This window comes from Ktedonobacter sp. SOSP1-85 (assembly GCF_016587415.1).
Classification (GTDB): Bacteria; Chloroflexota; Ktedonobacteria; order Ktedonobacterales; family Ktedonobacteraceae; genus Ktedonobacter.
The window spans coordinates 5,174,856-5,198,588 of the sequence record NZ_BNJI01000001.1; the positions used below are offsets into that span (position 1 = coordinate 5,174,856).

The window sequence follows — 23,733 nt, forward strand, 5'->3', positions numbered from 1 at the left end:
TATATCTATATCTATATTTCTAGAACCAGTCGTCTAGAACCAGTCGCTAAAACTGATCCAGGGTTGGCTGGGCGGAAAGAGGTGTTGCAACACGGTCTGCTCAGTTGATGAAAGCTCTTGTGGCTGCTGTGTGAGGACCCACGAGAGGGGGCGATAGCCAAGGACCAGTTGCGCGAAGTCCTGGGGCGAACATTGGAAGGTGCTCGCGTTATCGGTTGGCTTCGTGGTACTCTGAAGCTCGGAGCCAGAGATGCCAAGCGTATAGCTTTCCTCGCCCACCAGGAAATGTAGCTCGCCTGACCAGTAGGCCAGGGAGCGGCGCCAGCGCGCTTGCAGCTCGGGCAGCAGGGCATCGAGGAAGGTTGGTAGATGAACAATGCGCCCCATCCAGCCCGCGTAGCGATGGTGCGCCTGCACTGTGCGGATGCCCCATTCTTCAGCAGGGCCGTGCCAGTGGGAGGTATCGGGCACTTCGAGATGGGCGATGGCGCGATAGCGTTCTTCTGAGGTAGGCGGGAGATAATAGGTATGTGTCGCTGGTGCCTCTGGTCCATCAGAGAGATGTGCGTGTGCCTGCATGAGCGCGATCTGGGCAGGCCAGTTGTCGGCACAGAGCTCCAGAGCCACGGCCGGGCTTGGAGCACGTGAAGCAAGCACATAGCCCTCAACCTTGCCTTCGGGAGACGTGGCAAGTAAGATTGTATTTTTGCCAAAGCGGTGGCGCAACAGGTGTTCTTGTTTCTCGCGCGAGCGCTCAAAGCTGCCAGTAAAACCGCTCAGGCGGCGCTCGTAGAGATCGCGTATGGACTGTGCATCCTCTGGTGTGGCCTGGTGCACGGTATGGGAGCTTACGGGATGAGCCAGGATGGCCGCGCGATTGATCTCCTCAGTAGAGGAATCAAAGACATCGGTATAGCCGTAGCGATAATAGAAATTTGGAATGCCATCCAGCAGGAGCAGGCTATGACCCTGTTCGCGCGCAAACTGGATCGCGTCGCGCATCATAGCCGTCGCTACCCCCTGCTTACGCTGACTGGAGTTGGTGACGACCATGCCAATGCAGCCGGTGGAGATACGAGCCTCGCCAATGCGCAGTATCCATTCATTGAGCCCATAGCCGCCCAGTTGTGCCTCTTCGCGGAAGGCGCCGCGTAGTTGTTGGGGGCGGAAGTCAGGCTGCGTCAAGACCGTCTGGCCCCAGGCGCGCGCATTGGCGGGATCGGGCGTGGGCGCGAAGGCCTGGTCGGCCCAGATAAACTGCTGGTCCATCTCCTCTGGCGTCGCGAGTTGGCGAACAACGATGGTCATAAGAGATCTCTCCTCTGAAATAGTTAGCCAGGCTGGATCGCTGGCGAAAAAATCCGGGGTGGTGTGGTCCTCCCTAAAGGTAACATCCAGGTAGCGTCCGCGTCAAACGCGAACGCCCTCCAGGTGGCGCTTCCTCTGCCTCTGCCCGCTAAGCGAGCCTTCGGAGTAAGGGGCGTGGGTAGCAAACGGTACTGACCCGCCATTGCTACATGCCTACTCAGTGAGCCTTCGGGGTAAGGGGCGTGAAGGAACCAAAAATAACTTGACAAATACCCATGCTTCAGGTATAATTGAATGGTAAAAAATATTGCAGCTAAAAATACGGCAGTCAGCGTGCTCATATGCAAGCGTGGAGCGATTTGACTTGATTGCAACGTAATATAACCTGGGACACTGATGTGAAAAGTCCTGAGCCGAAGATAGACAAAGGAGGCTTAGGGCTTTTTTTGTTTCTCTTCGGGCGGGCTGGCATAGTAGAGATAGAGCGTTCTAAAAGAAGACTGGAGTGGAACAGGCTATGAGTACAATATCTCCTTTCACGCAGCTCGAAGGAGAGCTTTTCGATGTCGTTATTATTGGCGGAGGAATCGTGGGGGCGGGTATTGCACGTGATGCGGCTCTACGCGGCTTAAGAGTGGCGCTCTTTGAGAAGGACGACTTTGCCGCAGGAACCTCTTCGACCTCAACGCGCCTGATCCATGGGGGCCTGCGCTACCTGGAAATGTTCGATTTTGGCCTGGTGCGCCAGGACCTGGGTGAGCGCGAGATCTTGTTACGTATTGCCCCTCACCTGGTCAATCCGCTCCGCTTTGTTGTACCGATGTGGTCACGCAGTCTATTTTATCGCGCCAGGCTCAAAATGGGCATGATCCTCTACGACCTGCTCTCCTATGATAAGAGCCTGCCGAACCATAACTTCTGGAATCGGGAAGAGGTGTTGAAGCGTGAGCCGTTGCTCAATCCTGATGGCCTGCAAGGGGCGCTGTGCTACTATGATGCGCAGGTGCCATCGACCGAGCGCCTGGTTATGGAGAACATTCTCGATGCTCGCGACCACGGCGCGCAGATCTGGAATCACACGCGGGTTGTGGGTCTGTTGCGAGAAGGAGAGGAGATTACCGGAGTCAAGGTGCGGCATGAGCGCGGTGGGGAGGTGCGTGAGGTCCGAGCACGCCTGGTTATTAACGCGGCTGGACCCTGGCTCGATAGCCTGACGGGCAAGCTGCTGCATAAGCCTAGTCACCGCGTACGCATGACCAAGGGCATTCACTTTACCTCCCCTCCCGCGAGCAACCATGCCCTGGTTCTCTTTGCGCGCAAGGATGACCGTCTCTTCTTCGTCATTCCCTGGCAGGGCTATGCCTGGGTCGGTACAACCGATACTGATTACGATGACTTGCCTGACCTGGTACGCGCCAATGGTGAGGATGTCGACTACCTGCGCGACTCGGTCGAGACGTTTCTCCCGGAGGCGCAGTGGCGCAAGATTTACTATACCACGGCTGGGCTGCGTGCCCTGGTGCGTAAGGAGGGCGTAAGCGAGTCGGCCGTCTCACGCAAGCATGCTCTGGTCGACTATGCCAAAACCAATAATCTACACGGCTACATGGCGGTGGTGGGCGGCAAGATTACGGCGTATCGCGGTATCGCAGAAGACGCCGTAGACATGGCCTGCCAGAAACTGGGGCTCTCGGCGCGAGCGCAGACCGCGAAGGTTCCTCTGCCCGGTGCGCGCCTGAGTGTTCGAACCCAGGGGCGGGACGAGAGCCTGCGCTATATGCGCGACCTGCTCTACAAAGAGAGCGAGGGTCTGAACCTATCAAATGAGCAGGTCGAACATCTCTTGAGCCTGTATGGGACGGAGGCATTAAGCATCTTCGCCCTGTTGCGCAGGCAGCCAGAATTGGGGGAGCGTATCCATCCCGCCTACCTGGACATTGTGGCGCAGATCCATCACGCCGTTGCGCGCGAGTTCTGCGTGGACGCCGAAGACTTCCTGTTACGGCGGACAATGCTAGGTTATACTCAGGACCAGGGGCTGGCGGCCCTGCCACGTGTCCTCAAGGAGATGTGCACGCTCTGCGGCTGGCCCGAAGAGGAGCGTGCTGAGCAAGAGCAGCGCTACCAGGCCGCGGTCGCCAAGAGCCAGGCCTTCCGCCAGGAGTTGAAGGAGGAGTCCGCTGCTCCAGCGATTGAGCCTGTGCAGGCTGTAGAGAGCTAAGTATCCGTAGAACAGAGAGGGGGAGAACCGTCGCGACGGTTCTCCCCCTCTCACGCAACCTCCAGCAAGCTACTGTTCCCAGTGAAGGGAGCGCTCGACGGCTTTTTTCCAGCCCTTATAGAGCTTTTCGCGCTGGTCTTCACTCATGCGTGGCTCAAAGGTCTGATCAATCGCCCATTGCGCCGCGACCTCCTGGGGGCCGCCCCAGAAGTTGGTGGCGATACCAGCCAGGTAGGCGGCGCCCAGCGCGGTGGTCTCCGCGACCTTGGGGCGCTGTACAGGCACGCCGAGGATATCTGCCTGGAACTGCATCAGCGTGTTATTGACCGCGGCGCCGCCATCGACGCGCAGGGCCTTAAGATCGACTCCGCTATCAGCGACCATGGCCTCCAGCACATCGCGTGTCTGGTAGCACATCGATTCCAGAGTGGCGCGGGCGATATGGCCCATCGTGGTGCCACGAGTCAGGCCGAGGATGGCGCCACGTGCGTAGGAGTCCCAGTAGGGGGCGCCCAGGCCCACGAAGGCGGGAACGAGATAGACGCCGCCATTATCCTCAACGGTATTGGCCAGGCCCTCGACATCGCCGCTGCTCTCGATCGCCTTCAGGCCGTCGCGTAGCCACTGCACGGCCGCGCCAGTGATAAAGATGCTGCCCTCAAGGGCGTAGGTAGTCTGATTCTGCAAGCGCCAGGCGATGGTGGTCAGGAGACCATTCTTGGATTCAACAGCCTCGGAACCGGTATTCATCAGCATAAAGCTGCCGGTGCCATAGGTGTTCTTGGCCATACCGGTCTCAAAGCAGGCCTGGCCAAAGGTCGCGGCCTGCTGGTCGCCTGCGATACCCGCGATTTTAATGGGGCCACCGAAGAACTCGGGATTGGTCTCTCCGTAGACCTCGCTGGAGGGGCGCACATTGGGGAGCATGGCGCGTGGCACGCCCAGCTCTTTGAGAATGACCTCGTCCCACTCTCCCTCGTGGATATTGTAGAGCAGGGTGCGCGAGGCGTTAGTGGCGTCGGTAACATGGACGCGACCCCCGGTCAGGCGCCAGATCAGGAAGGTATCGACGTTGCCGAAGAGGACCTCGCCGCGCTCCGCCTTCTCGCGTACTCCCTCCACGTTGTCGAGAATCCACTTAACCTTGGTTCCCGAAAAATAGGCATCCGTTACCAGGCCAGTACGGGCGCGGAGCTCTTTGTCAAAGCCCTTAGCCTTGAGCTCATCACAAATAGGAGCGGTCAGGCGGCTCTGCCAGACGATGGCGTTGAAAACAGGCTTGCCAGTAGCCTTCTCCCAGACGATGGCGGTCTCACGCTGGTTCGTGATACCGATTGCCGCTACGTCGATAGAGGAGGCTCCAGCTTTTTTCAAGGCTTCCTGCGCAACGCTCAATTGGCTGGACCAGATGTCCTCGGGATTATGCTCGACCAGGCCGGGAGCGGGATAGATCTGAGGAAACTCCTGCTGGGCGACGCTGACGATTGCCCCATCATGGTCAAAAACAATCGCGCGTGAGCTGGTGGTGCCCTGATCCAGTGCTAATACATACTTGGCCATACGTACAATCCTCCGTGTTCTTTGAGCAACAAACAGCAATGTAGTAGTGAAAATGCGAGCGGCGGTGCTCACAGTATTCTAGCATGAGAGCATGATAGTTCCCTAATCGTCTGCGGGAGCGTCAGGGCCAGAGATGGGCATGATGAATCGCCACGGCCTGAGCGCCCGCTTGAAGTATCGCCTGGATTTGTGGATGTGTTGAAACCAGGCCAGAGCCGATGTAGGGCGCAAACTTGCGAATTGGCTTTTTCAGGCCCTTGCACATTTGTGAAATGTAGGTATGGAAATCGGTTCATCAACTGCTACCATTGGAGACGATCTATACTGATACTCGTAGGGAAAAGAGAAAAGCTGTACTACGTGAAAACACGGCTATATCTTTGACCTCACTAGCTGCTCTTGAGAGAAGCTAGTAGATTGGTTTGTAACGAGAGAAGGTCCGAAGACAGTTATTGGTATGAAGGAGGCAACATGAGCGCTTCGGCGATGAAGAGGAGTATCGTTCTCTTCCTGGTCACGTGTGTGTTGGTCTTGTGTCTGCTTGTGGGAACCAGGACTCCTGCTTTGGCAGCGAGCCATGCTATGAATCTGGGAACGCATGGCTCTTCTCATGTGAGTACATTATTGCACAAGGACACCTATGCCGGCCCCCCAAAAGGCACGCCAGGCCCCAAACACCACGGGAAGGGGCATCAAAAGCCACATCAAAAGCCACATAAGACTGGAGGAACAACCCATCCGCGTCAGCATAACAAAACCAAGTGATGCGTAGATAATGATGGCGAAATAACACTATCAACGCATTTTACCCGCCTGATCGCCCGCCCAGGAGATCCGAAGGCGGGTTTATTTTGTGCTTAGACCAGGAACAAGGTGTGTGGTGTTTCCCCAGGGAGTGTAGAGCACATGCGGCGCGCGGGGGGCCATATTATGCACCAGCAGTACCCTCACCCTCTGGCAGCGGACATAAGAAGAGAAATTCCTTCATGATGTGATGGATGTCATATACAAACTATTTCTAAATATGCTATGGTAGACGCTATAGACAGGTTAAGCCCGTTAATGAGAGAGTCGTATATTTATGGAAATGTATGGAACAGGCAACGCTGGGCTGGTGGGTAAGCACCTTGGTAACTATCGCCTGACACAATTGCTGGGGCGTGGAAGTTTTGCCGAGGTGTACCTGGCCGAGCATCGTCACCTGAAGATGCAGGCCGCGATCAAAGTACTGCATACGCATATCCAGGAGCGCGAAGCGGAGGCTTTCTATGCTGAGGCACGCACCCTGGCGCAACTGGAGCACCCCAACATTATTCGCGTGCTGGAGGGTGGCATCGATGGAGATGTCCCCTATCTCGTGATGGCCTATGCTCCAAATGGAACCTTGCAGCAGCGCTATCGTCTGGGGCAATGCTATGAACCCCATGTTATTTTGCCGCATGTCATACAGATCGCGGACGCCTTATCCTATGCACATCAGCGGCGTATCGTCCATCGTGATATGAAGCCGGAGAACGTCCTGCTGGGCGCGGCTCATGAGGCACTCTTGAGTGATTTTGGCCTGGCTGTTACTGCGCATCATACGCACTCGCAGCATAGAGAGGCCTTCGCTGGCTCGGTCAACTACATGGCGCCGGAGGTCATTCAAGGCCATCCGCGTCCCGCTAGCGATCAGTATGCGCTGGCGGCGATTATGTATACCTGGCTGAGCGGGAAGCCGCTCTTCGCAGGAACCTTCCGCGAGGTTCTCTCCCAGCACCTCACGCTGGCCCCGACCTCTCTGACCACGCTGCTGCCAGATGTCCATCCAGGCGTTGCTCACGTCATAGAACGGGCGTTGGCGAAGGATCCTCATCAGCGTTTCCCCGACATCAGCAGCTTCGCCCGCGCCTTTGAGCAGGCATGCCTGGGAGAACCCGGGCCATATGAAGCTGGCTACCAGGCTCAACCCGGCATAGTGGAGCGCGAGCACGTCGTGGAAATACCGACCGGGGACGAGGCCTTGTCCACGAGGCAGATCGAAGCTGAGACGCAGCGCATACCAGAAAGCACTCGTCGTGTCTCTCGGCGCGCGGTAGTGGGGAGTATCGCGCTAGGGGCGGGCATTATTGCTGTGGGCGGAGGTGTCTCCTGGTGGGCCTTAAGGCGACCAGAAGCGGCGCAGAGTACGCCGAAGCAGTCACCAGAAGCGACACATAGTCCAGCGCAGAAGCCACTGCCTCCCTTTGGGACGCGCCTGCTCACCTTCAATGGACATGATATTCATAACGATCCCCAGCAGGCCGGGAGCTATAACACCATCACTGCCCTGGGCTGGTCGCCTGACGGAAGGCTAATAGCTTCCGCTGATCTCAACCGTGTCCTGGTATGGGACGCCGGGCAGGGGAAGTTGAGCGCGCAACCGTGGGAGCAGTTGGGAAGCATTACCCGCCTCAACTGGCGCGACAACGACACTCTTGTCTCCGTCAATGGACAAAAGGCGGGCGCAACACCAGGCTCAAGCAAGCCGGGTGTGCGTGTATGGAAGGCGCATAGCGGCGTCGTGCAAGCCACCTATCATAGTGGAGGAAACGCCATTCCTATAGCCGTTTCTCCCGATGGCAAGTCCGTCCTGGGGATGAAGAACGTATCAGACCAGGAGAATGCCTCCAACCTGGGAAATCTGCTTGTGTGGGACCTGGTCACGGGGGAGACGCAGACAACTCATCCTGGTTTGCACTTGCTCTCGAACGTTGATGCTGCCTGGTCTGCCGATGGAAAATATATTGCCACCGCTTTTAGTATGGGTAGCAGTTCAGGCGATGTTGATATCGCGCTACTTGGTATTATGACCTGGAGGCGAGATAACGGCAGCGATCTGGTGAGCAATCCCTCGGGAGAGCACGATGCGTTGCATATCGCGTGGCAGCCAGGCGGGCGATTGGTGGCAACAGGGTATATCGAGGGGCATGTGCGCGTCTGGGATGCGTTTAGCGGCGCGCAGCAGGAGGTTTTTCAGGCGGGCCAGCATGGAGAGAGCGTACTGGCCCTGGCCTGGTCGCCCGATGGCACGCGGTTGGCCGCCTCTATTGGTTCGCTACAGGCGCAGGGGTATGTCTCCGCAGTGCCAGTCTGGGATATCGCGCGGAAGCGGCTCTTGGGTTCCTATGCAAAGCATACAGACTATGTGCGTGCTATGGCCTGGTCGCCGGATAGCACGCGTATCGCCTCCACGGATGGAAGCGTTGTGCATATCTGGCAGGCGGAATAAGGCCAGCCACAGGTAGGGCCGTGAAAAGGTTTGGAGCAGCAAGAAGTTATGAGCGACTATAGCGGGCGACAAGTTGGGAACTATCACCTGACCAGGCTGTTGGGGAAGGGTGGCTTTGCCTCAGTGTATCTGGGTGAGCATCGCTACCTGGGGAGCCAGGCCGCGGTCAAGGTTATGCCTACCGCCCTGACAAAAGAGAACAGGGAACTCTTCCTGCAGGAGGCGCGAGTACTGGCGCAGTTGAACTACCCTGGTATTGTGCGTATCCTGGAATTTGGTATAGATGAAGCGAGCGAGTCGACGTACCTGGCGATGCAGTATGCTCCCAGGGGCACCACGCGCACCCTCTATCCCCGGGGGACGCGCCCACCGTTGAAGGTGATAGCATCCTATATCGCGCAGGTCGCCGCCTCCTTACAGTACGCGCATGAGCATAAAATTGTGCATCGCGATATCAAGCCGGAGAATCTGCTGATAGATCGAGAAGGACAGGTGCTACTCAGTGATTTTGGCATTGCCATGATTGCCAATAGTGTGCGTGAAGAGCGTGCGCAGGATACGATTGCAGGTACAATTTTCTATATGGCGCCCGAGCAGTTGCAAGGGAAGCCTGGTGCCGCCAGCGACCAGTATGCGCTTGGTATCGTGGCGTACGAGTGGCTCTGTGGCCAGACCCCCTTCATAGGTTCTATCTCCGAGGTGCTGGCGCAACACCTGCTCACCCCTCCTTATCCGTTGCGTTATTATCAGCCCGATTTCCCTGACGAACTGGAGCAGGTTGTCCTGCGTGCGCTGGCGAAAGAGCCGGAGAAGCGTTTCCCTTCCGTACTGGCCTTTGCCCAGGCCTTTGCCCAGGCTAGTGCCGCTGTGAGTGCGCCCAATATTGTCCACGGAGGGGATCGAAGGATGCACGAGCGGGCTTCTAGAGACTATGGAACCCTGTTTGGGGCTTCGAGGACGCTACAGGCTTCTGCCTCCGAGCATCTAGCGGTGGCACTGCAAGCGACCGAAAGGCGCCAGCAGCAGGTACAGATATCTGTGCCACTGGAGAAGTCTGCTCCTCCCACCACACCTCGCCTGTCGCGGCGTGCCTTGCTGGCTGGAGGTGTTGGCGTAGCAGGCGTTGCGGGTTTGGGCGCCCTGGGGAGTTCCTGGTTCTGGCGGAAAGCGCCCCCGGTGGTTATGGGGGATGAAATCGCTGTCTATCGCCGGGCGCATCAGAAGGTTGGCTATGTCGCCTGGCTCCCTGATAGCAAGCGTGTGCTGACCTTTCTCGATGATACCGATGCCTATCTATGGGATGCCCAGACTGGCGCGAACGAGCAATGGCTGTATCCAGGTGCCAGGCTATATGGGACCACGCTCTTAAAAAACATCTGCCTGGCTCCGGATGGGAGACAGTATGCCCTGGCAACAGATAGGGGCCTGCTCCTGGGCCATCTCAACGCCGACACCTATGAGACATTAGCCACGCGCAATTATCTTCTGAATATGTACTGGTCGCCTGGGGGCGACTTTCTGGTCCTGGTCACCAGCAATGAGCTTGAGATATGGGATGTGCGCCAGAAGAAACAGGTCTATACAAACAACACGGTCAAGTTTCCCCAGAGCCAGCTTGCCTCTATGCTGCAATGGGCACCTGGTGGGCGCGCAATCGCCTCATTAACACAGAGTAGTGACGCGCGCGGCGAGACTTTTCGCGAGTTAGTGAGCCTGTGGAGCACTCAAGCGGGAGCGTATGGCAAGGTGCAGGCCCTCTTCACCCGTGCAGATGTGGATGCGCAGGCCCTGGCCTGGTCACCAGATGGTACGCTGCTGGCGGTCTCGTATCAAAATGCGGATGTCCAGGTATGGGATGTGGCGCGCCAGCGAGTTGTGTTTGCCTGCGCACCAGCCTTGAAGGGACCCCAGGTGTTAGCCTGGTCGCCAGATGGGCGCTATCTGTTAGGGGCGCGAGACTATGAAAACAAGGATACCAATCTCTATGTCTGGCAGATGCAAGGGGGAGCGCAGCGAGGCAAAGTGGTCAAAGTCTATCGCGGGCATACACAACCCATTTGTTCCGCTTCCTGGTCGCCGGATAGCCGCATGCTGCTCAGTGGCAGCGGCCTGGACGAAGGGTTTTCCACAACCAAGGGTGACGCCACGGCCCGCGTCTGGCGCGCTCCCAGCTAGTCTTCTGCCGAGAAACGTTTCTCCTTCGCTCTTCGTGATCTCGATACATGCATCTTCACCCCTTTTCACACGAAGAGAGAAAATTTTATGGAGCGGATCATCGACATTCTTGAAGAGCGAAGTTACCCCTATACCTTTCATGACCTGGACGCGTTAGTGCGCGCGGTTGGCCTGGAGTATCTCTTGCAGGAGGATACACAGATCACCCTATTCGCGCCGCATGACCAGGCTTTGAATGAGCTGAAGGATGTGAACGAGTTTGATTTGTTGAAGCACCTCAGCAAGCTCAAGTATTTGCTTGATTACCATATCGTGCCTGAGCGTATCTCGCTTGCGGATTTGCGCCGGGAGGCGGAGCAGAGTCACTCTACTACGATTCAGCTTCAGACCCGCACAGGCCGCCTCCTGACGATTGATATGCGCAATCCCATGCGGGTAGGTGGCGTCCCCGTTCTGGAGGCAGACCTCTTCGCTTCAAATGGGATCATTTATACACTGGATGGTCTGTTGATGCCCCCTGACCTGGATCTGAAGGAGTTTCTACAACCGGGTGTTGAGCATTATGCCACAATCTATAATCCCGATGAATTAATGCGGCATGAGGCGCAGGGGCCAGGAGCGTGAGAAGAGGTTACAGACATGATGAGCTGGAGCTGCTTTAGCAGCTCCAGCTCATCATGTCTGTAAGTTTAGTGAAGTGAGTCCGCGAAGGCCTGGAAGAGGCGCTTCTGCTCCTCATTCAGCTTGGGCGGGAGCTGGACGCGTACCTCCGCGTAGAGGTCGCCGCGCTCATCGCCTTTGCCCACGCGTGGCATACCCTTCCCGCGCAGGCGGAAGGATTGCCCATTGGCCGTTCCCTCAGGGATGCGCAGCAGGAGGCGTTTTCCGTCGGGTGTGGGAACCTGGACCTCGCCGCCCAGGATCGCATTCTTGAGCGGAACATCGATCACTGTGCGCAGGGTCGCGCCCTCGCGCACAAACTGTGCGTCGGGACGCAGGCGAATGTTGAGGTAGAGATCGCCACCGTCCAGGCCCTGTTTCGCGATGCGAATGCGCCCACCCTCGTTGACCCCTGCGGGTATCTTGACCTCAAGACGCCGGGTGCTGCCGTCAGGTGCGGCGAGTTGCAGGGTGCGCGTAGTGCCCTGATACGCTTCGGCGAGCGTGACCTCTACCTCTGTCTCGACATCCTGGCCGTGGGTCTGGGTGACGCGCCCACGTTGAGCACCACGCTGGCTACGTACATTGCCAAAGGGACTACCTCCCCCCTGGCCACCAAAGCCGGAGTGGAAGAAGGTCTCAAAGAAGTCCGAGAAGGGCGATTGACCACCAAAGAGATCGGACAGGTCCTCCTCGCTGACTGTGCGATAGCGATAGTTGCCGCCGCTAAAATTGCTGGCTCCGCCCCCCGCCCCAGGCCAGGTTCCATACTGCTGATAGTAATCGCTGAGTTCGTCGTATTTCTTGCGTTTCTCAGGATCGGCCAGCACCTCATATGCCTCATTGATCTCTTTGAACTTCTCTTCCGCTTCCTTGTTATTAGGATTGAGATCGGGATGATACTGGCGCGCTAGCTTACGAAATGCCTTACGAATCGCATCCTTATCGGCGTCTTTGCTGACACCAAGTACTTTGTAATAATCTTTATAATCAACTGCCATTGATCGGTTCTCCTACGCTGCTAGTTATTGTGCGAAAAATACAAGGACCTTCAAGCGCTAGAGCGGTGAAGAGCGTGGGTCCATAGCCTGAAGACAGGAGAGCACATAAACTTCTGGCTCTCCTGTTCCCGGACTGCTAGCAGTCTCTTCTAGAGAATGATAACATATTTCTGGCAAAATTTATTCTCTACTGGCTCACATTCTGTTCTCCTGATGGAGCGGGACCTGCCACTGTGACCTGGGCTGGCCGGATGACGCGTTCGCCAAAGACATAGCCTGGGCGGAAGACCTGGGCGACCGTCCCTTCTGGAAGATCGGGGCGTGGCTCTTTCATCAAGGCCTCATGCCAGTGAGGATTGAAGAGTTCACCTGGCATGCCAACCTGGCGTACACCCAGCTGCTGGAGGGCTGAGACCAATTGGCGCGAAGTGAGCTGGATGCCCTGCGCCCAGGGATGCTGGGCTAGTTCAGGTGGGACCGCCATCAGGGCACGCCCCAGGTCATCGAGCACGGGAAGGATATGTTCAATGACCTGGGCCTGGGCTTGTAGGCGACCCTCGGACTGCTCCTGGGTCACGCGCCGCTTATAGTTGATAAAGTCAGCCTGCAGGCGTTGAGTCATGCTCAGATACTCGCCGGCCTGGCGCTGAGCCTCAGTGAGCTCGCGTTCGAGGGTTGCGACATCCATATCGACGCCTTCCTCATTGCCTGGCATAGCTTGCTGAGCCTGAACTTGTTGGCTATTGACTGCTTCAGTGCGCATGGTTGGCTGGTCTGAGACATCCTGCGGGACGACCTGTTCCTCAGCAGGGGTATAGTCGGGTTGCTGTTGTGGATTGCCAAATGGTTGCTGTGGCATACTCACTGCTAAAAATCTCCTTTAAGATCTTATTCCGAAACCCAACGTCACTGGCGTGACTAGCGCTTCACGCTCAGGGTTTTCGGATCAGAAGTAGGTAAAAAATCCCTGGTACAATAAAAGATAAAATACAGTGCCCCTATGCCTGGCACCGTCTAGCCAGGCATAGGGGGATGAGGCTCGCGATGTTGAAACGCACGCACGAACAGGGTAAAGCCCCACGCAATGGCGTAGATACCGATGAGCCAGACGAGCGTGAGGAGTCCAGCTTGTGGCTGGGCAATAAGCAAGATACCCAGCACGATAGAGAGCACGCCCGCGATACCCATTGCCCATTCACGCCTGACTGGTGCGCGTCCCGAAAAAGCGCTCACAAGCTCCAGAATGCCTGTGAGAATGGCCCAGGTCGCGACAAGGAACAGGAGTGCCAGCGCGGTCACGCCGGGCAAGGCAAAGGCGGCGATACCAATGATGATGCCAAAGATACCCTCCAGCAGAATGATCCACCAGTAGTTTGTCAGATGGCGCAGCTGCACCGAGGCAACGGCGGCAAGAATGCCATCAACGATAGCGAACGCTCCGAACAGGTAGACCAGGATAAGCAGTGTTCGACCCGGCCATAAGAGTGCGGCAATGCCAAAGATGATAGCGACGACACCACGTATAGCCATAAGCCAGGTGGACCCCGTCGTGCCATACGCGCCCTGATAGATGTCGGCTGTTGTTCGTTGCATGTGTGTTCCTCCTCACTACGTATAATACTGCATTTAGTGCTTGAAGCGAGACAGGCCTGAACCAAAAAGGAGGGCCTCTCCTACTAGCATGACGCATAGGTGAAAGCCCGACTGAAGCATTGAATCCATTTGTGAATTCGTTTTGCTATCTTTCATTAGCGCATATACCTGGACTCGCTCTCATCCCCTCCTGCTGTGCTATCATACGTAAAGAAGACATGCCCTTTTTGAGGAGACGTGCCGGATTGATGGTGCTAATTGTAACCATTGGCTGAATGCTTGTGTTGTAGTTGGTAGAGAAAAATATAAAGAGCATGGTTAAAAAGAGCTATGAAACCGGCAGGAGAAAATTTGCTGGCTCTATTCGCCGATGACGTCGAACGGTACTATGAAGAACTGGTTGTGCTCTACTGGCACCAGCTCTGTGCCTTCGTGTACCGGCGGGTAGGGAGCATGCAAGATGCGGAAGATATCGTACAGGAGGCCTTTTTGCGTGCCTATATGGCTCTGGAGACGTATTCTCCAGAGCGTATACAGATGCTAAAAGCGCGTGCCTGGCTCTATAAGATTACCTGGAATGTCTATTGCAACTATACCGGGCGTGTGAAAGCGCCTCCATCCATTTATCTCGATACTTCAGATGAGAGCCCGCACCTTGCGCGCGAGGATGAGCTTAATGCACAGCCGGAGCGAGCCTTTGAACTGGCTGAGAGTCGGCAGGAACTGGAGCTACTGGTCGCGCTCTTGCCGGCGCATTATCGCGACGTGGTAAGTCTGTATTTTTTTGAGGACTTGACGTACCAGGAGATCGCGGATGTGCTTGAGCAGCCCCTGGGGACGGTGAAGGTGTATGTGCATAGGGGCGTTAAGCTCTTGCGCAAGACCTTTGAAGAGGCGCGCCCCGGTATCCCTACAGGTTCAGCCGAACCGGTGAAAAAAGTCACGAAGAGCAAAAATGAGGGGAAACCAAAGAAAGCAAGCCAATGGAGTTTGATGCCTACCGATCACAACTAAATCGTGACAAGCAGGAGCCTGCATCAGCCCCATCCACACCTCTGGATAGAGCTTCTGCCCCATCTGAGCCACCAGTGCTCGCGCACCTGGGCCTGGGGAAGGTGCGTCAACAGGCGCGCGCCCTCTCGCATGACCAGCTACGCGCCGCCCTTCAGCAGGAGAACTGGCAGCAAAAGGTAATGGCCTTGCGAGAACTGGCGCGCAGGCAGGAAGATATAGCGCCAGAGGTACTGCTAGCTGCCTTACATGATGAGCATGAGGCTGTGCGCGCGGCGGCCGTGCGAGCGTTGGGTAGTAGAGGAGAGCGGGCATCGGTGTCTATCCTAGCCGAAGCTTTGCGCGATGAGCAGTGGCAGGTTCGAGCGGAGGCGGCCCGCGCCCTGGGCAAGCAAGGCCCGCGTGCTCCTCTCGATCTCCTCTGTAAATCCTGGCACGATACCGATCCCACAGTACGCGCGGCTGTGGTGTGGTCCCTGGGGCAAATGGGGGAGCGCGCGCCAGTAAATATTTTGGTCGAAGGGCTTACTGATGAGTCCAATCTTGTACATGAAGCCGCTATTCAGGCCCTGGGCGAATTAAACGAACAGGTTTCCCTGGAGCCTTTTGTGCGTGCGCAACTGGATCAGGCAGATCATAAGCGCGGGTCGGAAGATGGAGCGCTCAGGCGGCATATAGCACAAACTCCCTCCGCCTCATCCACGAATACCGATTCGCTATTGCTCCCGCTTACTGATCCTGCCTTATCGCTTGAACAGACCGGGACACCTGGCGCGCAGTCGGACAATAGTGAAGGTCTCTCTACTGGTGTCGTGGAAGCTGAACAGGTGGTTGATGATGTGCCACAGGAGCAAGTGTCACGCCCAGCGTGGGGAACAGGTGCGGAGAGACGTGGTGGGCGAGCCCGCGCGAAATACCGGGAGCGTGCGCCACGCAGCGCGACGCCCTGGCAGCAGTGGGGCGGGCGCCTGCTCGCGGTTGCCCTCTTGCTCTTCATCATTGGGGGTTGGCTCTCCCTACGCTCGTGGACGCATCCCCCCGCTGCTGGAGTGGGGCGCACCGAGACCTACTTTAGCTATGTCAATGCGCGCAGTATTGAGAAGGTCTCCTGGGCGCCGACCGCGTATCGAGGTGCGCGCCATGGGCAGCACCTGCTGGCCTTCGCAGACGAGGCAGGCTATATCCAGGTCTGTGATGTCTCGCGCCAGGTATGCGATAAGAGCTTTGGTGTCTTTGGATCTGTGCTCGCGATGCAGTGGAGCCAGGATGGCCTCACCATTGTTGACCTTAACCTGAATCAACAGGTGGTCGTGACGCGCATCTTTGTGAATTACCAGGGCAGCGATGCGCAAAGTAACTATACGCTGCCAGGAGAGGCAAGCCGGTATTCCGTCGCCACGCTTTCACGCGATGGCAATACTATCGCACTTGCACTGAACAACAATGATAGTGTGACAGGCGCCCGAGGAAGGGGAAGGGTACAGCTCTGGCACTGGAATAGTCGCACGCCCTTTACAACCTATCCCACGCTCAATCTCCGTGTGACCGCCCTTGCCTTTTCGGATGATGCCGCTATGCTGGCCATTGCCAGTAGTACGCCTGAGATGGTAAACAACGGTAACACGCTGGAGATCGTGGGGCATGGTATATTGCTTCCAGTAGAGCCGGCCTATCCTACCTATGCCCTCGATTCGCTGGCCTGGTCGCCTGATAGCATGTATCTTATCGGGACAAACGGCCAGGATGGGGCTAAACGGTGGTTGTTGAAGCAATTTGCTGCCGATGGCATTGTGCTGGTGAATGGCAAAGCCTCGGTTGTTAGCACCTGGTCTCCGTTACAGAGCACAAATGCCCTCCGTTTTGCCACGGCGAGCAGCGATGGCAGTATTCAACTATGTGATCCCTCGGGGTGCGCGGATGGCTCATTTGAGCAGCATAAACACATTGTCACAGACGTAGCCTGGTCCCCCGATGGTGCGCAGGTCGCCTCCGTTGACGAGAATGGCACATTGTTTGTATGGGGCGTCAAAAATTGAGTTTGAATCTCTTCCAGGTGGGCCAGAGAGACGGATCGTTGGGTGCCGCGCCCCGTGGGGTCTCCTTTGCTTTTTACCTCGATTTGAACGTCTTTTGTGATATGGTGATGCCTATTGACAGGGGGATGTTGGTTGCGTATGATGCTGTGTAGGTTGGTAGTGGTGAATGTAGTGTGTCTCAATAGCCCAGATCGCGACGAAGCGAGTAGTCTTATTGGCCGTGTGGCACTGGTGGAGGTACAGTATGAGACGCGTGGTCACTCCTTTGCTCCTGTGCATGATGGTAATGATGCTGGCATGTACCGGTAGTAACACGGGAGGAAACGGGAATGGAGGTTCCCAGGGGGGCGGTAGGGAGAGCGGTCAGTACTCCTTGAGGAGTGGCGACCCCTTTATGGAGTGCCCACAACAGACAAACACTCGAGTGGCGCTCCCAGAGCAAGGAAAGGTCACCTTGACCGTGGCCTACTGGTCGTCTTCGCCAGTCGAGGATGCGCTTGTGGAAGCCAATCTACAGCAATTTCAGCGCCTGCACCCGAATATCCTTATCAAGAAAGAACTCATTCGCGGAGACTATAGTAGCGCGATTCAAGCTGATCTCAAGCGTGGTCAGATGCCGGACGTCTTTTATTTGCAGCCGCGCATGGCCAATATTTATATCAGTCAGGGCGTCTTGCTCAATCTCTCCCCCTACATGGCGCGTGACAAGGTTGCCGCCACTGATTTTTATCCAGGATTAATCAGCTCATTTAGTTGTAAGCGTGGGCAGGTCTACGGTCTGCCCAAGGACTGGAACGCGCTTGGTGTCTTCTATAATAAGCGCCTCTTCGCAGCCGCCCATCTTCCAGAGCCAGGCCCGAATTGGACGTGGCAGGACCTGCGCACAACCGCTCAGAAGCTAACAAGCGTAGACGCCCAGGGGAGAGCGCAGACGTATGGCCTGACGCTCCAGCTTGACTCCTCGCGCTGGCTGGCCTTTCTCCTCGCGAACGGCGGCTTGGTGCTTAGTCCCGATGGAACCCGTGCCACCTTTAATAGTAAGGCCGGGGTTGAGGCGATGGATTACTACACCAGCTTTATGCGCCAGGATGCCTCTTCTACGCTGCCAACCGCGCTTGTGCCGGCGACCGCCCAGGAAGAGTTTGACGCCTTTGGCATGGGGCACTCGGCGATGGTCATTGAGGGCGGCTGGCTTGTGACCTATATGCAGCAGAACTATCCTCAGACCGACTACGGCATCGCGCCTCTTCCCAAAGGTCCAGGTGGTAAGCAGGCCAACTTGATTTACACCAATGCCTGGGCCGCATCCGCCCAGAGCAAGCATCCAGAAGCCTCCTGGGAATTGATTCACTACATGACCGGGCAGGATGTACAGCGTAGCCAACTCCAGGCTGGCTTCGCGCTGCCAACATTGAAGAATATGAATATAAATGCATACCTTCAGGCACACCCTAAGATTAACGTCTTGTTTGAAGGCGCCAACTACGGCTACCTGGATAACTTTGGTAAGTATGACCAGTATATTCACGACCGACTCAACCTGGCCATTCAAAGCGTCCTCTTTAGTCAGACCAGTTCTCAAGCGGCTCTGAACCGGGCGGCAATGCAGGTCAACCAGATTTTAAGCCCATAAATCAGGTGAAAGTATGAAAGGCCTGTTGCGCATTTTTCGCAACAGGCCTTTCATACTTTCTTACCCTTTGACGGCGGCACTGGTGGCGCCTTCGATGAAGTAGCGCTGGAAGATAAAGAAGAGGATGAACATGGGGATGGTATTAAACATCGAGCCTGCGATAAGCAGGTTGTACTCGGTATAGTAGGCACTCTTATAGAAGAACATGCCCAGAGGTAGGGTATACATATTGCGGCTATTGAGAACAAGCAGAGGCCAGAGGAAATCGTTCCAGGCGCCCTGGAAGCTGATGATAGCGACCGCGATCAGTGCGGGCTTCACAAGAGGCAGGATGACCTGTGTAAAGATAGTCCAGCGCGATGCGCCATCTAGCATGGCCGATTCCTCTAGCTCGCGTGGCAGGCTCTTCATAAACTGAACCATCAGAAAGACCGCGAAGGGCTGGGCCATAACAGGGAGGATCAGTGCGAAGTAGGTATTTACGAGATGCACGCTGTTCATGATCAAAAACTTGGGGATAATCGTGATTGGGGCGGGAATCATCATCACGGCCAGCGTTGCCAGAAAGATGACCTCGCGCCCACGGAACTTGATGCGCGAGAGGGCATAACCAGCCATAGCCGAGAAGAGCACATCTAGCGCGGCCACACTCACCGCGTAAATGCCCGAATTGAGGATCCAGCGTAAGAAGTCGGGATCGCTGATCAGACGGGCAAAGTTATCGTAGGTTACAGGATTCGGCAGCAGCGTTGGGGGATAGTCCAGAATATGCGAGAAGGTCTTGAAGGAGGACAGGAAGGTAAAAATGAAGGGACCGAGCGATGTAATCGTAAACACGAGAAGCATCGCATAGAGAAAGACATTGTACCAGCGAAATGGCCTGCGCGGCTTCTCGCTCTCTTGCTGGCTGATATCGAGTGGTTTGTTGATTGTCTGGGCCTGGGCCATAGCAATTCTCCTTCTTCCAACCGGTGATTTTGCCTAGTTATTGACGTCGATCAGGCGGCGCTGAACTATGGTCACAATGAAGATGACAACGAAGAGCAGCACGGACATGGATGCCGCGAGACCAAAGTTATTATCTTTAAAGGCCGCGTTATAAATCTCAAGCACCGGCGTCAGGGTAGAGTTGAGTGGTCCGCCCTCCGTCATAAACTTGACCTGGTCGAAGAGCTGGAAGCTACTGATGGTCCCAAGGGCCACGACCAGGAAGATGGTTGGGCGTAGCAAAGGTATTGTCAGATTGAGGAAGAGATGCCAGCGATTGGCGCCGTCGACGCGCGCCGCCTCATAGAGCTCCAGGGGGAGATCCTGGATCGCGGCCAGGAAGTAGAGCATAAAGGTGGCCGAGGTCGTCCAGATATTGAGCATCATAATGGCCGGGAGCGCGAAGTTGGGGTCTTCAAGCCAGTGGGGGCCTGGCAAGCTTAGAAGCGAGAGCATGTAATTGATCAGTCCTTGGGGATTATAGAACCAGAGGAACATCAGTGAGACCGCCACTGATGAGGTCACAGCGGGAAGATAGAAGACACTGCGGAAGAGGCCACGCAGGCGGGGAGCGATAGCCTGGAGCAGAAGCGCCAGCAGTAGGCCAACAATCGTCTGCCCGATCACGACGACCACCGTATACTTCAAGACATTGATCATCGAGACCCAGAAGTCGCTATCGGCGGCGTATGAGAGCTGGTTGAAGAGATTCTGGTAGTTGCGAATGCCAACGAAGCGGGGGATGGTAAAGCCAATATCGACCTTGTAGAAGCTGAGTCCCAGGCCGTAGAGCATGGTCACCAGGTAGAAAACGATCAGGACAAATAGATATGGGAGTAGGAAGAGATAAGCGGCGACGGCGTCGCGACGGCGACCCTCAGAGGCCCCTTTAAAGCGGGGAGAGGCGGGTTTTTTCTCACCGGTAACCATCGCCGCAGATTGTGGTGATGCTGCCATAGCAAAACTCCTTACACTCATTAGGGATAGGGCCTGCCGCCCTGTACTCCCGGGGAAGAAGGAGAGACAGGGCGACAGGCGTATTACAAACGATAGAGAACAGGTGATCAGGAGTTCAGTTCGTTATTGATCTTGTTCTCGGCCTCCTTCAAGGCATCCTGGGGGCTGGCTTTCCCGAGCAGGGCCTTCTCAACAGCAGCGTCGAGCAGCGAGTGAATCTTGTCGGTATGTGGGCCAAAGTTGTCGGCATAGCCGTAGGTCGCGGCCTCGAAGAGCGTCTTAAAGCCAGGGTGCTGCTCAAAGTAGGAATCGTTAGCCAGGCTCTTGAGCGAAGGCAGGGCGAAACCGGCATGCAACTGACTGCCCTGGACATCTTTGCCTGTCATGTACTGGATCAACTCCCATGAGGCTTCGGGATGCTTCGTGCTGGTGTAGGCGGACCAGGAGTTGGTAAAGATCAGGTCCGCACGTTTGCCATTGGGGGCCAGGGGAACTGGCGCGATATCATAGTCCACATCAGGGAAGTTCTGCTGCATATAGGGGATGAGCCATGGACCTTCCAGGGCCATCGCCGCGCGCTTCTTACCAAAGGCATCGCCAGCCCAGCCGGCCGCGACATCCCCAGGCTGTACCGAGGAACCATCCTTCTGGAAGCCGGTGTAGAATTTGAGCGAATCGATGCCTGCCTGACTGTTAAAGGCCGAGGCGGAATCATCGGAATTAAGCACCTTGCCGCCATCGGCGAGCATGAAGGGGAGCCAGCGCTGTGAAGCAGCTCCCAGGGTAATGCCATAGGTTGAAGTCGCGGCATTGCCGGACTTGGTCAGCTTCTTGGCCATGGAGCGCATATCGTTCCAGGTCCAGTTCGCCGTTGGCAGACTCACGCCCGCGTCCTGGAACATTTTCTTATTGTAGAAGACGCCCAGCGTACCCCAGTCCTTTGGCAGGCCGTAGACCTGGCCGCCCTTACAGCTAAAGGGCGTGATCAGAGAATCATAATAGTCCTTGGTGCTCACATTCGACTTGCTCATATAGGGCGAGAGATCGAGCAATTTGCCTGCAGTGATATACTCGGGTGCCATGTCGGTTGAGAGATAGAAGACATCCGGCACATTGCCACTGGCGATATTAGCGCGCATCTTGGTCGCATAGTCGCCAGTGATGGGGGACCACTTCAATTTAATATTGGGATGAGCGTCCTCGAATTTATTCAAGTTTTGCTGGACCAGCGCATCCTCAGCGGGTGAGGAGGACCAGCCTGCGACGGTGAGTGTCACGGTGCCGCTCTCTTTATCTGCGGTCTTATCGTTGGTATTGCCGGGGCAGGCGATATAACTATTTCCGCCTGTAAGTCCCTGGTGCGTATCTCCGCTACCTCCATTGCCGCCAGAACTGCCGGTATCGCTACCGCCGCAGGCTGTGAGCAGGAAGATCAGGAGAAAGGTAAAGAAAAGTGAAAATGTGTGGCGTTTCTTCATGAACGGCCAGCCTCCTACTGTTGTGCCGCATCTTTGCGACACGTAATAAGGCAGGGTTAGTAGAGTAGTGGGTGCGGGCGGCCTTTGGCTGCCCGCACCCACTACTCTACTAACCAGCCCATGCTTTCTATCTTCTAGAACACAAGGATGGCGAAAATGGTTACAACGCGGCGGGGAAAAGAAAGAGCCAAAACGAGCACAACATATAGCTAGAACAAACAGTACCAGGTGACAGAGGCAGTTAAAAGTAACATTTTGGGCGTACACGGGTTTCGTAAGTATTCCACATAGCAAGAAAATACGGTATAGTAGTAGTGTGTGTAGTTCATAGGCTTTGTGTGTGTAGGCTTATGAACACAAGTAATGCATGTGTCTGTTCAATTTGAGAGGTACGCAATGAAGCCGTGCCATCTTGAAAATCAATGAGGAGTTTGTCATGGACAACAAGGCACAAGAGTGTGTTCGCATTGGTCGCTATCAATCTTGCCTGGAGAACGGCACGTTAAAGTTCTACTACCACCAGGTAGGGGACCCCAGTGGTTTCTATGGCAGCATGGATGCCGAGGAGATGCTGGGCCTGCTCAATCTGCTCTCGCGGCATAAGGAGGACATCTACCAGGCCGTGAACGCAAAGGAGAATAGCCGTTACGCAACAGGCATGTAGGCCTGTGCAGCCAGGGAAATTGTCATAGCTCTAGCAGCTTGAACGGCAATGAGGCCGCCTGGGAATGCAGGAGTGATGAGACAGTTTGTACCTGGCAATGAAAAAGAGCGGGAGAACGCGTAAGTGTGTGGCGCGTCCTCCCGCGTATTTTTTAGGCGCGTACGTCAGTAGCGCTTGCTCGCCTTCTCGTTAGACGAAGAGTGGTTCCATGCCCAGGCGGTCGACCATGCCCTGCATCTCGTGTTCAGCAGGTGTGGTGCTGGCTTCGAAGCGGCTGGCCGCGTCGAGTACCTTGGGAAGCAGGGTGACATCGCCTGCTGTGTTGAGGAAGATGCCGGGGCGGCTCAGTGCCCAGTGGACCGCGCGATCAATATCTTCCTGCTCCGTTAGTGGCGCGTACCAGGTATTATGTGTGTGATCGCGACCCATATAGGGGCGATAGGCGATAGACTTGATGGTTTGCACCGCCACATTGCGCTGCTGGCAGGTTGCTACTAGCGCGTTAAAGTTCTCCGCGTAGTAGGAATTTTGTAGGGTGAGATAGTTGTAGGGCAGGAGCACCGAATCGAAATCAAAGCGTTCAAGGCTGCGGCGATGGGTCGCGGCGATCTGCAACCCATGCCCGGTCACGCCAATGGCGCGTACCAGCCCCGCTTTTTTTGCCTCAATGGCTGCCTCTAGTACGCCACCTGGACTAAGTGCGATATCCCATTCAATGGGATCGGCCAGGTTATGTAGTTGCCAGAGATCAACATACTCCACCCCCATGCGTTCAAGCGAGCGGTGAAGTTCCTCACGGGCCTTGTCTGCCGTGCGTTCGCCGGTCTTGGTCGCGAGAAAGAAGTGGTCGCGATGCTGCTTGAGCCAGGGAGCCAGGCGTAGTTCCGCCTCGCCATAGCTGGCGGCGACATCGATATGATTGACACCATATTGGAGCAGTACCTCAAGGGTCTGATCCGCCTCGGCCTGCGAAAGGGAGCCAAGGGCGGCCGCCCCAAAGAGGGTACGTGTGCTGAAATGGCCAGTACGACCAAAGGGAAGTGTGGGAATTGACATGTTAGTATGCACCTTTGCTAGATCGCTTGTTTGATAAGCGACGGATAGATGGGCATGTATGAAGCGTCGTCTCTCATCTTGTAGATAACCCGGTCCTAAAAGTATAGAGTATTTTCCTACCTGAACGCAAGGTTGGCTTGTCT

18 protein-coding genes are annotated in these 23,733 nt (G+C 56.0%); 9 read left to right on the forward strand and 9 right to left on the reverse strand.

Annotated features, from left to right (window positions below):
- Positions 1-33: 33 nt before the first annotated feature.
- Complete coding sequence (gene eis / locus KTE_RS21580) at positions 34-1,308, reverse strand: enhanced intracellular survival protein Eis (protein ID WP_201384505.1); 1,275 nt, start codon at positions 1,306-1,308, stop codon at positions 34-36.
- 517 nt (positions 1,309-1,825) lie between these two features.
- On the opposite strand from eis, the gene glpD reads away from it, so the two are divergent.
- The gene (gene glpD, locus KTE_RS21585) at positions 1,826-3,529 is read left to right on the forward strand and encodes a glycerol-3-phosphate dehydrogenase (protein ID WP_201384507.1); all 1,704 of its coding nucleotides are present in this window, start codon (positions 1,826-1,828) and stop codon (positions 3,527-3,529) included.
- Positions 3,530-3,598: 69 nt separating this feature from the next.
- On the opposite strand, the gene glpK is transcribed toward glpD, so the two are convergent.
- The gene (gene glpK, locus KTE_RS21590; RefSeq protein ID WP_201384509.1) at positions 3,599-5,089 is read right to left on the reverse strand and encodes a glycerol kinase GlpK; all 1,491 of its coding nucleotides are present in this window, start codon (positions 5,087-5,089) and stop codon (positions 3,599-3,601) included.
- Between the two features lie 1,081 nt (positions 5,090-6,170).
- Between glpK and KTE_RS21600 the strand changes: the two genes are divergently transcribed.
- The 3 genes from KTE_RS21600 (at position 6,171) to KTE_RS21610 (ending at position 11,138) form a co-directional block, all read left to right on the forward strand.
- The gene (locus KTE_RS21600) at positions 6,171-8,339 is read left to right on the forward strand and encodes a WD40 repeat domain-containing serine/threonine protein kinase (protein WP_201384513.1); all 2,169 of its coding nucleotides are present in this window, start codon (positions 6,171-6,173) and stop codon (positions 8,337-8,339) included.
- A gap of 48 nt (positions 8,340-8,387) precedes the next feature.
- Positions 8,388-10,514 (forward strand): WD40 repeat domain-containing serine/threonine protein kinase, encoded by a 2,127-nt coding sequence (locus KTE_RS21605; RefSeq protein ID WP_201384515.1) that lies wholly within the window; start codon positions 8,388-8,390, stop codon positions 10,512-10,514.
- A gap of 87 nt (positions 10,515-10,601) precedes the next feature.
- The gene (locus tag KTE_RS21610; protein ID WP_201384517.1) at positions 10,602-11,138 is read left to right on the forward strand and encodes a fasciclin domain-containing protein; all 537 of its coding nucleotides are present in this window, start codon (positions 10,602-10,604) and stop codon (positions 11,136-11,138) included.
- Between the two features lie 65 nt (positions 11,139-11,203).
- On the opposite strand, the gene KTE_RS21615 is transcribed toward KTE_RS21610, so the two are convergent.
- The 3 genes from KTE_RS21615 to KTE_RS21625 all read right to left on the reverse strand — a co-directional run bounded on the left by KTE_RS21615 (position 11,204) and on the right by KTE_RS21625 (position 13,768).
- Complete coding sequence (locus tag KTE_RS21615) at positions 11,204-12,175, reverse strand: DnaJ C-terminal domain-containing protein (RefSeq protein WP_201384519.1); 972 nt, start codon at positions 12,173-12,175, stop codon at positions 11,204-11,206.
- A 187-nt stretch (positions 12,176-12,362) separates the two neighbouring features.
- Positions 12,363-13,034 carry a nucleotide exchange factor GrpE gene (locus tag KTE_RS21620; RefSeq protein ID WP_236600678.1) on the reverse strand — a complete coding sequence of 224 codons (672 nt, stop codon included), beginning with the start codon at positions 13,032-13,034 and terminating at the stop codon, positions 12,363-12,365.
- A gap of 155 nt (positions 13,035-13,189) precedes the next feature.
- Positions 13,190-13,768: an HdeD family acid-resistance protein gene (locus KTE_RS21625; protein WP_201384523.1), complete on the reverse strand. Its 579-nt coding sequence runs from the start codon at positions 13,766-13,768 to the stop codon at positions 13,190-13,192.
- A gap of 330 nt (positions 13,769-14,098) precedes the next feature.
- Between KTE_RS21625 and KTE_RS21630 the strand changes: the two genes are divergently transcribed.
- From KTE_RS21630 to KTE_RS21645, 4 genes are all read left to right on the forward strand, one after another.
- Entirely contained in the window at positions 14,099-14,782 is a 684-nt protein-coding gene (locus tag KTE_RS21630) for an RNA polymerase sigma factor (protein ID WP_201384525.1), read from the forward strand.
- Entirely contained in the window at positions 14,752-16,815 is a 2,064-nt protein-coding gene (locus KTE_RS21635) for a HEAT repeat domain-containing protein (RefSeq protein ID WP_201387165.1), read from the forward strand. Before KTE_RS21630 ends, KTE_RS21635 begins: the two co-directional genes overlap by 31 nt.
- Positions 16,816-16,953: 138 nt before the next feature.
- Positions 16,954-17,124 (forward strand): hypothetical protein, encoded by a 171-nt coding sequence (locus KTE_RS21640; RefSeq protein ID WP_201384527.1) that lies wholly within the window; start codon positions 16,954-16,956, stop codon positions 17,122-17,124.
- Between the two features lie 85 nt (positions 17,125-17,209).
- Positions 17,210-18,448, forward strand: coding sequence for an ABC transporter substrate-binding protein (locus KTE_RS21645; RefSeq protein ID WP_201384529.1), 1,239 nt, complete (start codon positions 17,210-17,212; stop codon positions 18,446-18,448).
- A gap of 60 nt (positions 18,449-18,508) precedes the next feature.
- On the opposite strand, the gene KTE_RS21650 is transcribed toward KTE_RS21645, so the two are convergent.
- The 3 genes from KTE_RS21650 to KTE_RS21660 form a co-directional block, all read right to left on the reverse strand.
- Positions 18,509-19,396, reverse strand: coding sequence for a carbohydrate ABC transporter permease (locus tag KTE_RS21650; RefSeq protein WP_007909929.1), 888 nt, complete (start codon positions 19,394-19,396; stop codon positions 18,509-18,511).
- Positions 19,397-19,429: 33 nt separating this feature from the next.
- Positions 19,430-20,392 carry a carbohydrate ABC transporter permease gene (locus KTE_RS21655; protein WP_201384531.1) on the reverse strand — a complete coding sequence of 321 codons (963 nt, stop codon included), beginning with the start codon at positions 20,390-20,392 and terminating at the stop codon, positions 19,430-19,432.
- 107 nt (positions 20,393-20,499) lie between these two features.
- Positions 20,500-21,870: an ABC transporter substrate-binding protein gene (locus KTE_RS21660; protein ID WP_201384533.1), complete on the reverse strand. Its 1,371-nt coding sequence runs from the start codon at positions 21,868-21,870 to the stop codon at positions 20,500-20,502.
- Positions 21,871-22,306: 436 nt separating this feature from the next.
- Between KTE_RS21660 and KTE_RS21665 the strand changes: the two genes are divergently transcribed.
- Positions 22,307-22,534: a hypothetical protein gene (locus KTE_RS21665; RefSeq protein WP_201368859.1), complete on the forward strand. Its 228-nt coding sequence runs from the start codon at positions 22,307-22,309 to the stop codon at positions 22,532-22,534.
- Positions 22,535-22,723: 189 nt separating this feature from the next.
- Here the strand turns inward: KTE_RS21665 and KTE_RS21670 are convergent, their stop codons facing one another.
- The gene (locus tag KTE_RS21670; protein WP_201384535.1) at positions 22,724-23,590 is read right to left on the reverse strand and encodes an aldo/keto reductase; all 867 of its coding nucleotides are present in this window, start codon (positions 23,588-23,590) and stop codon (positions 22,724-22,726) included.
- Between the last annotated feature and the right edge of the window lie 143 nt (positions 23,591-23,733).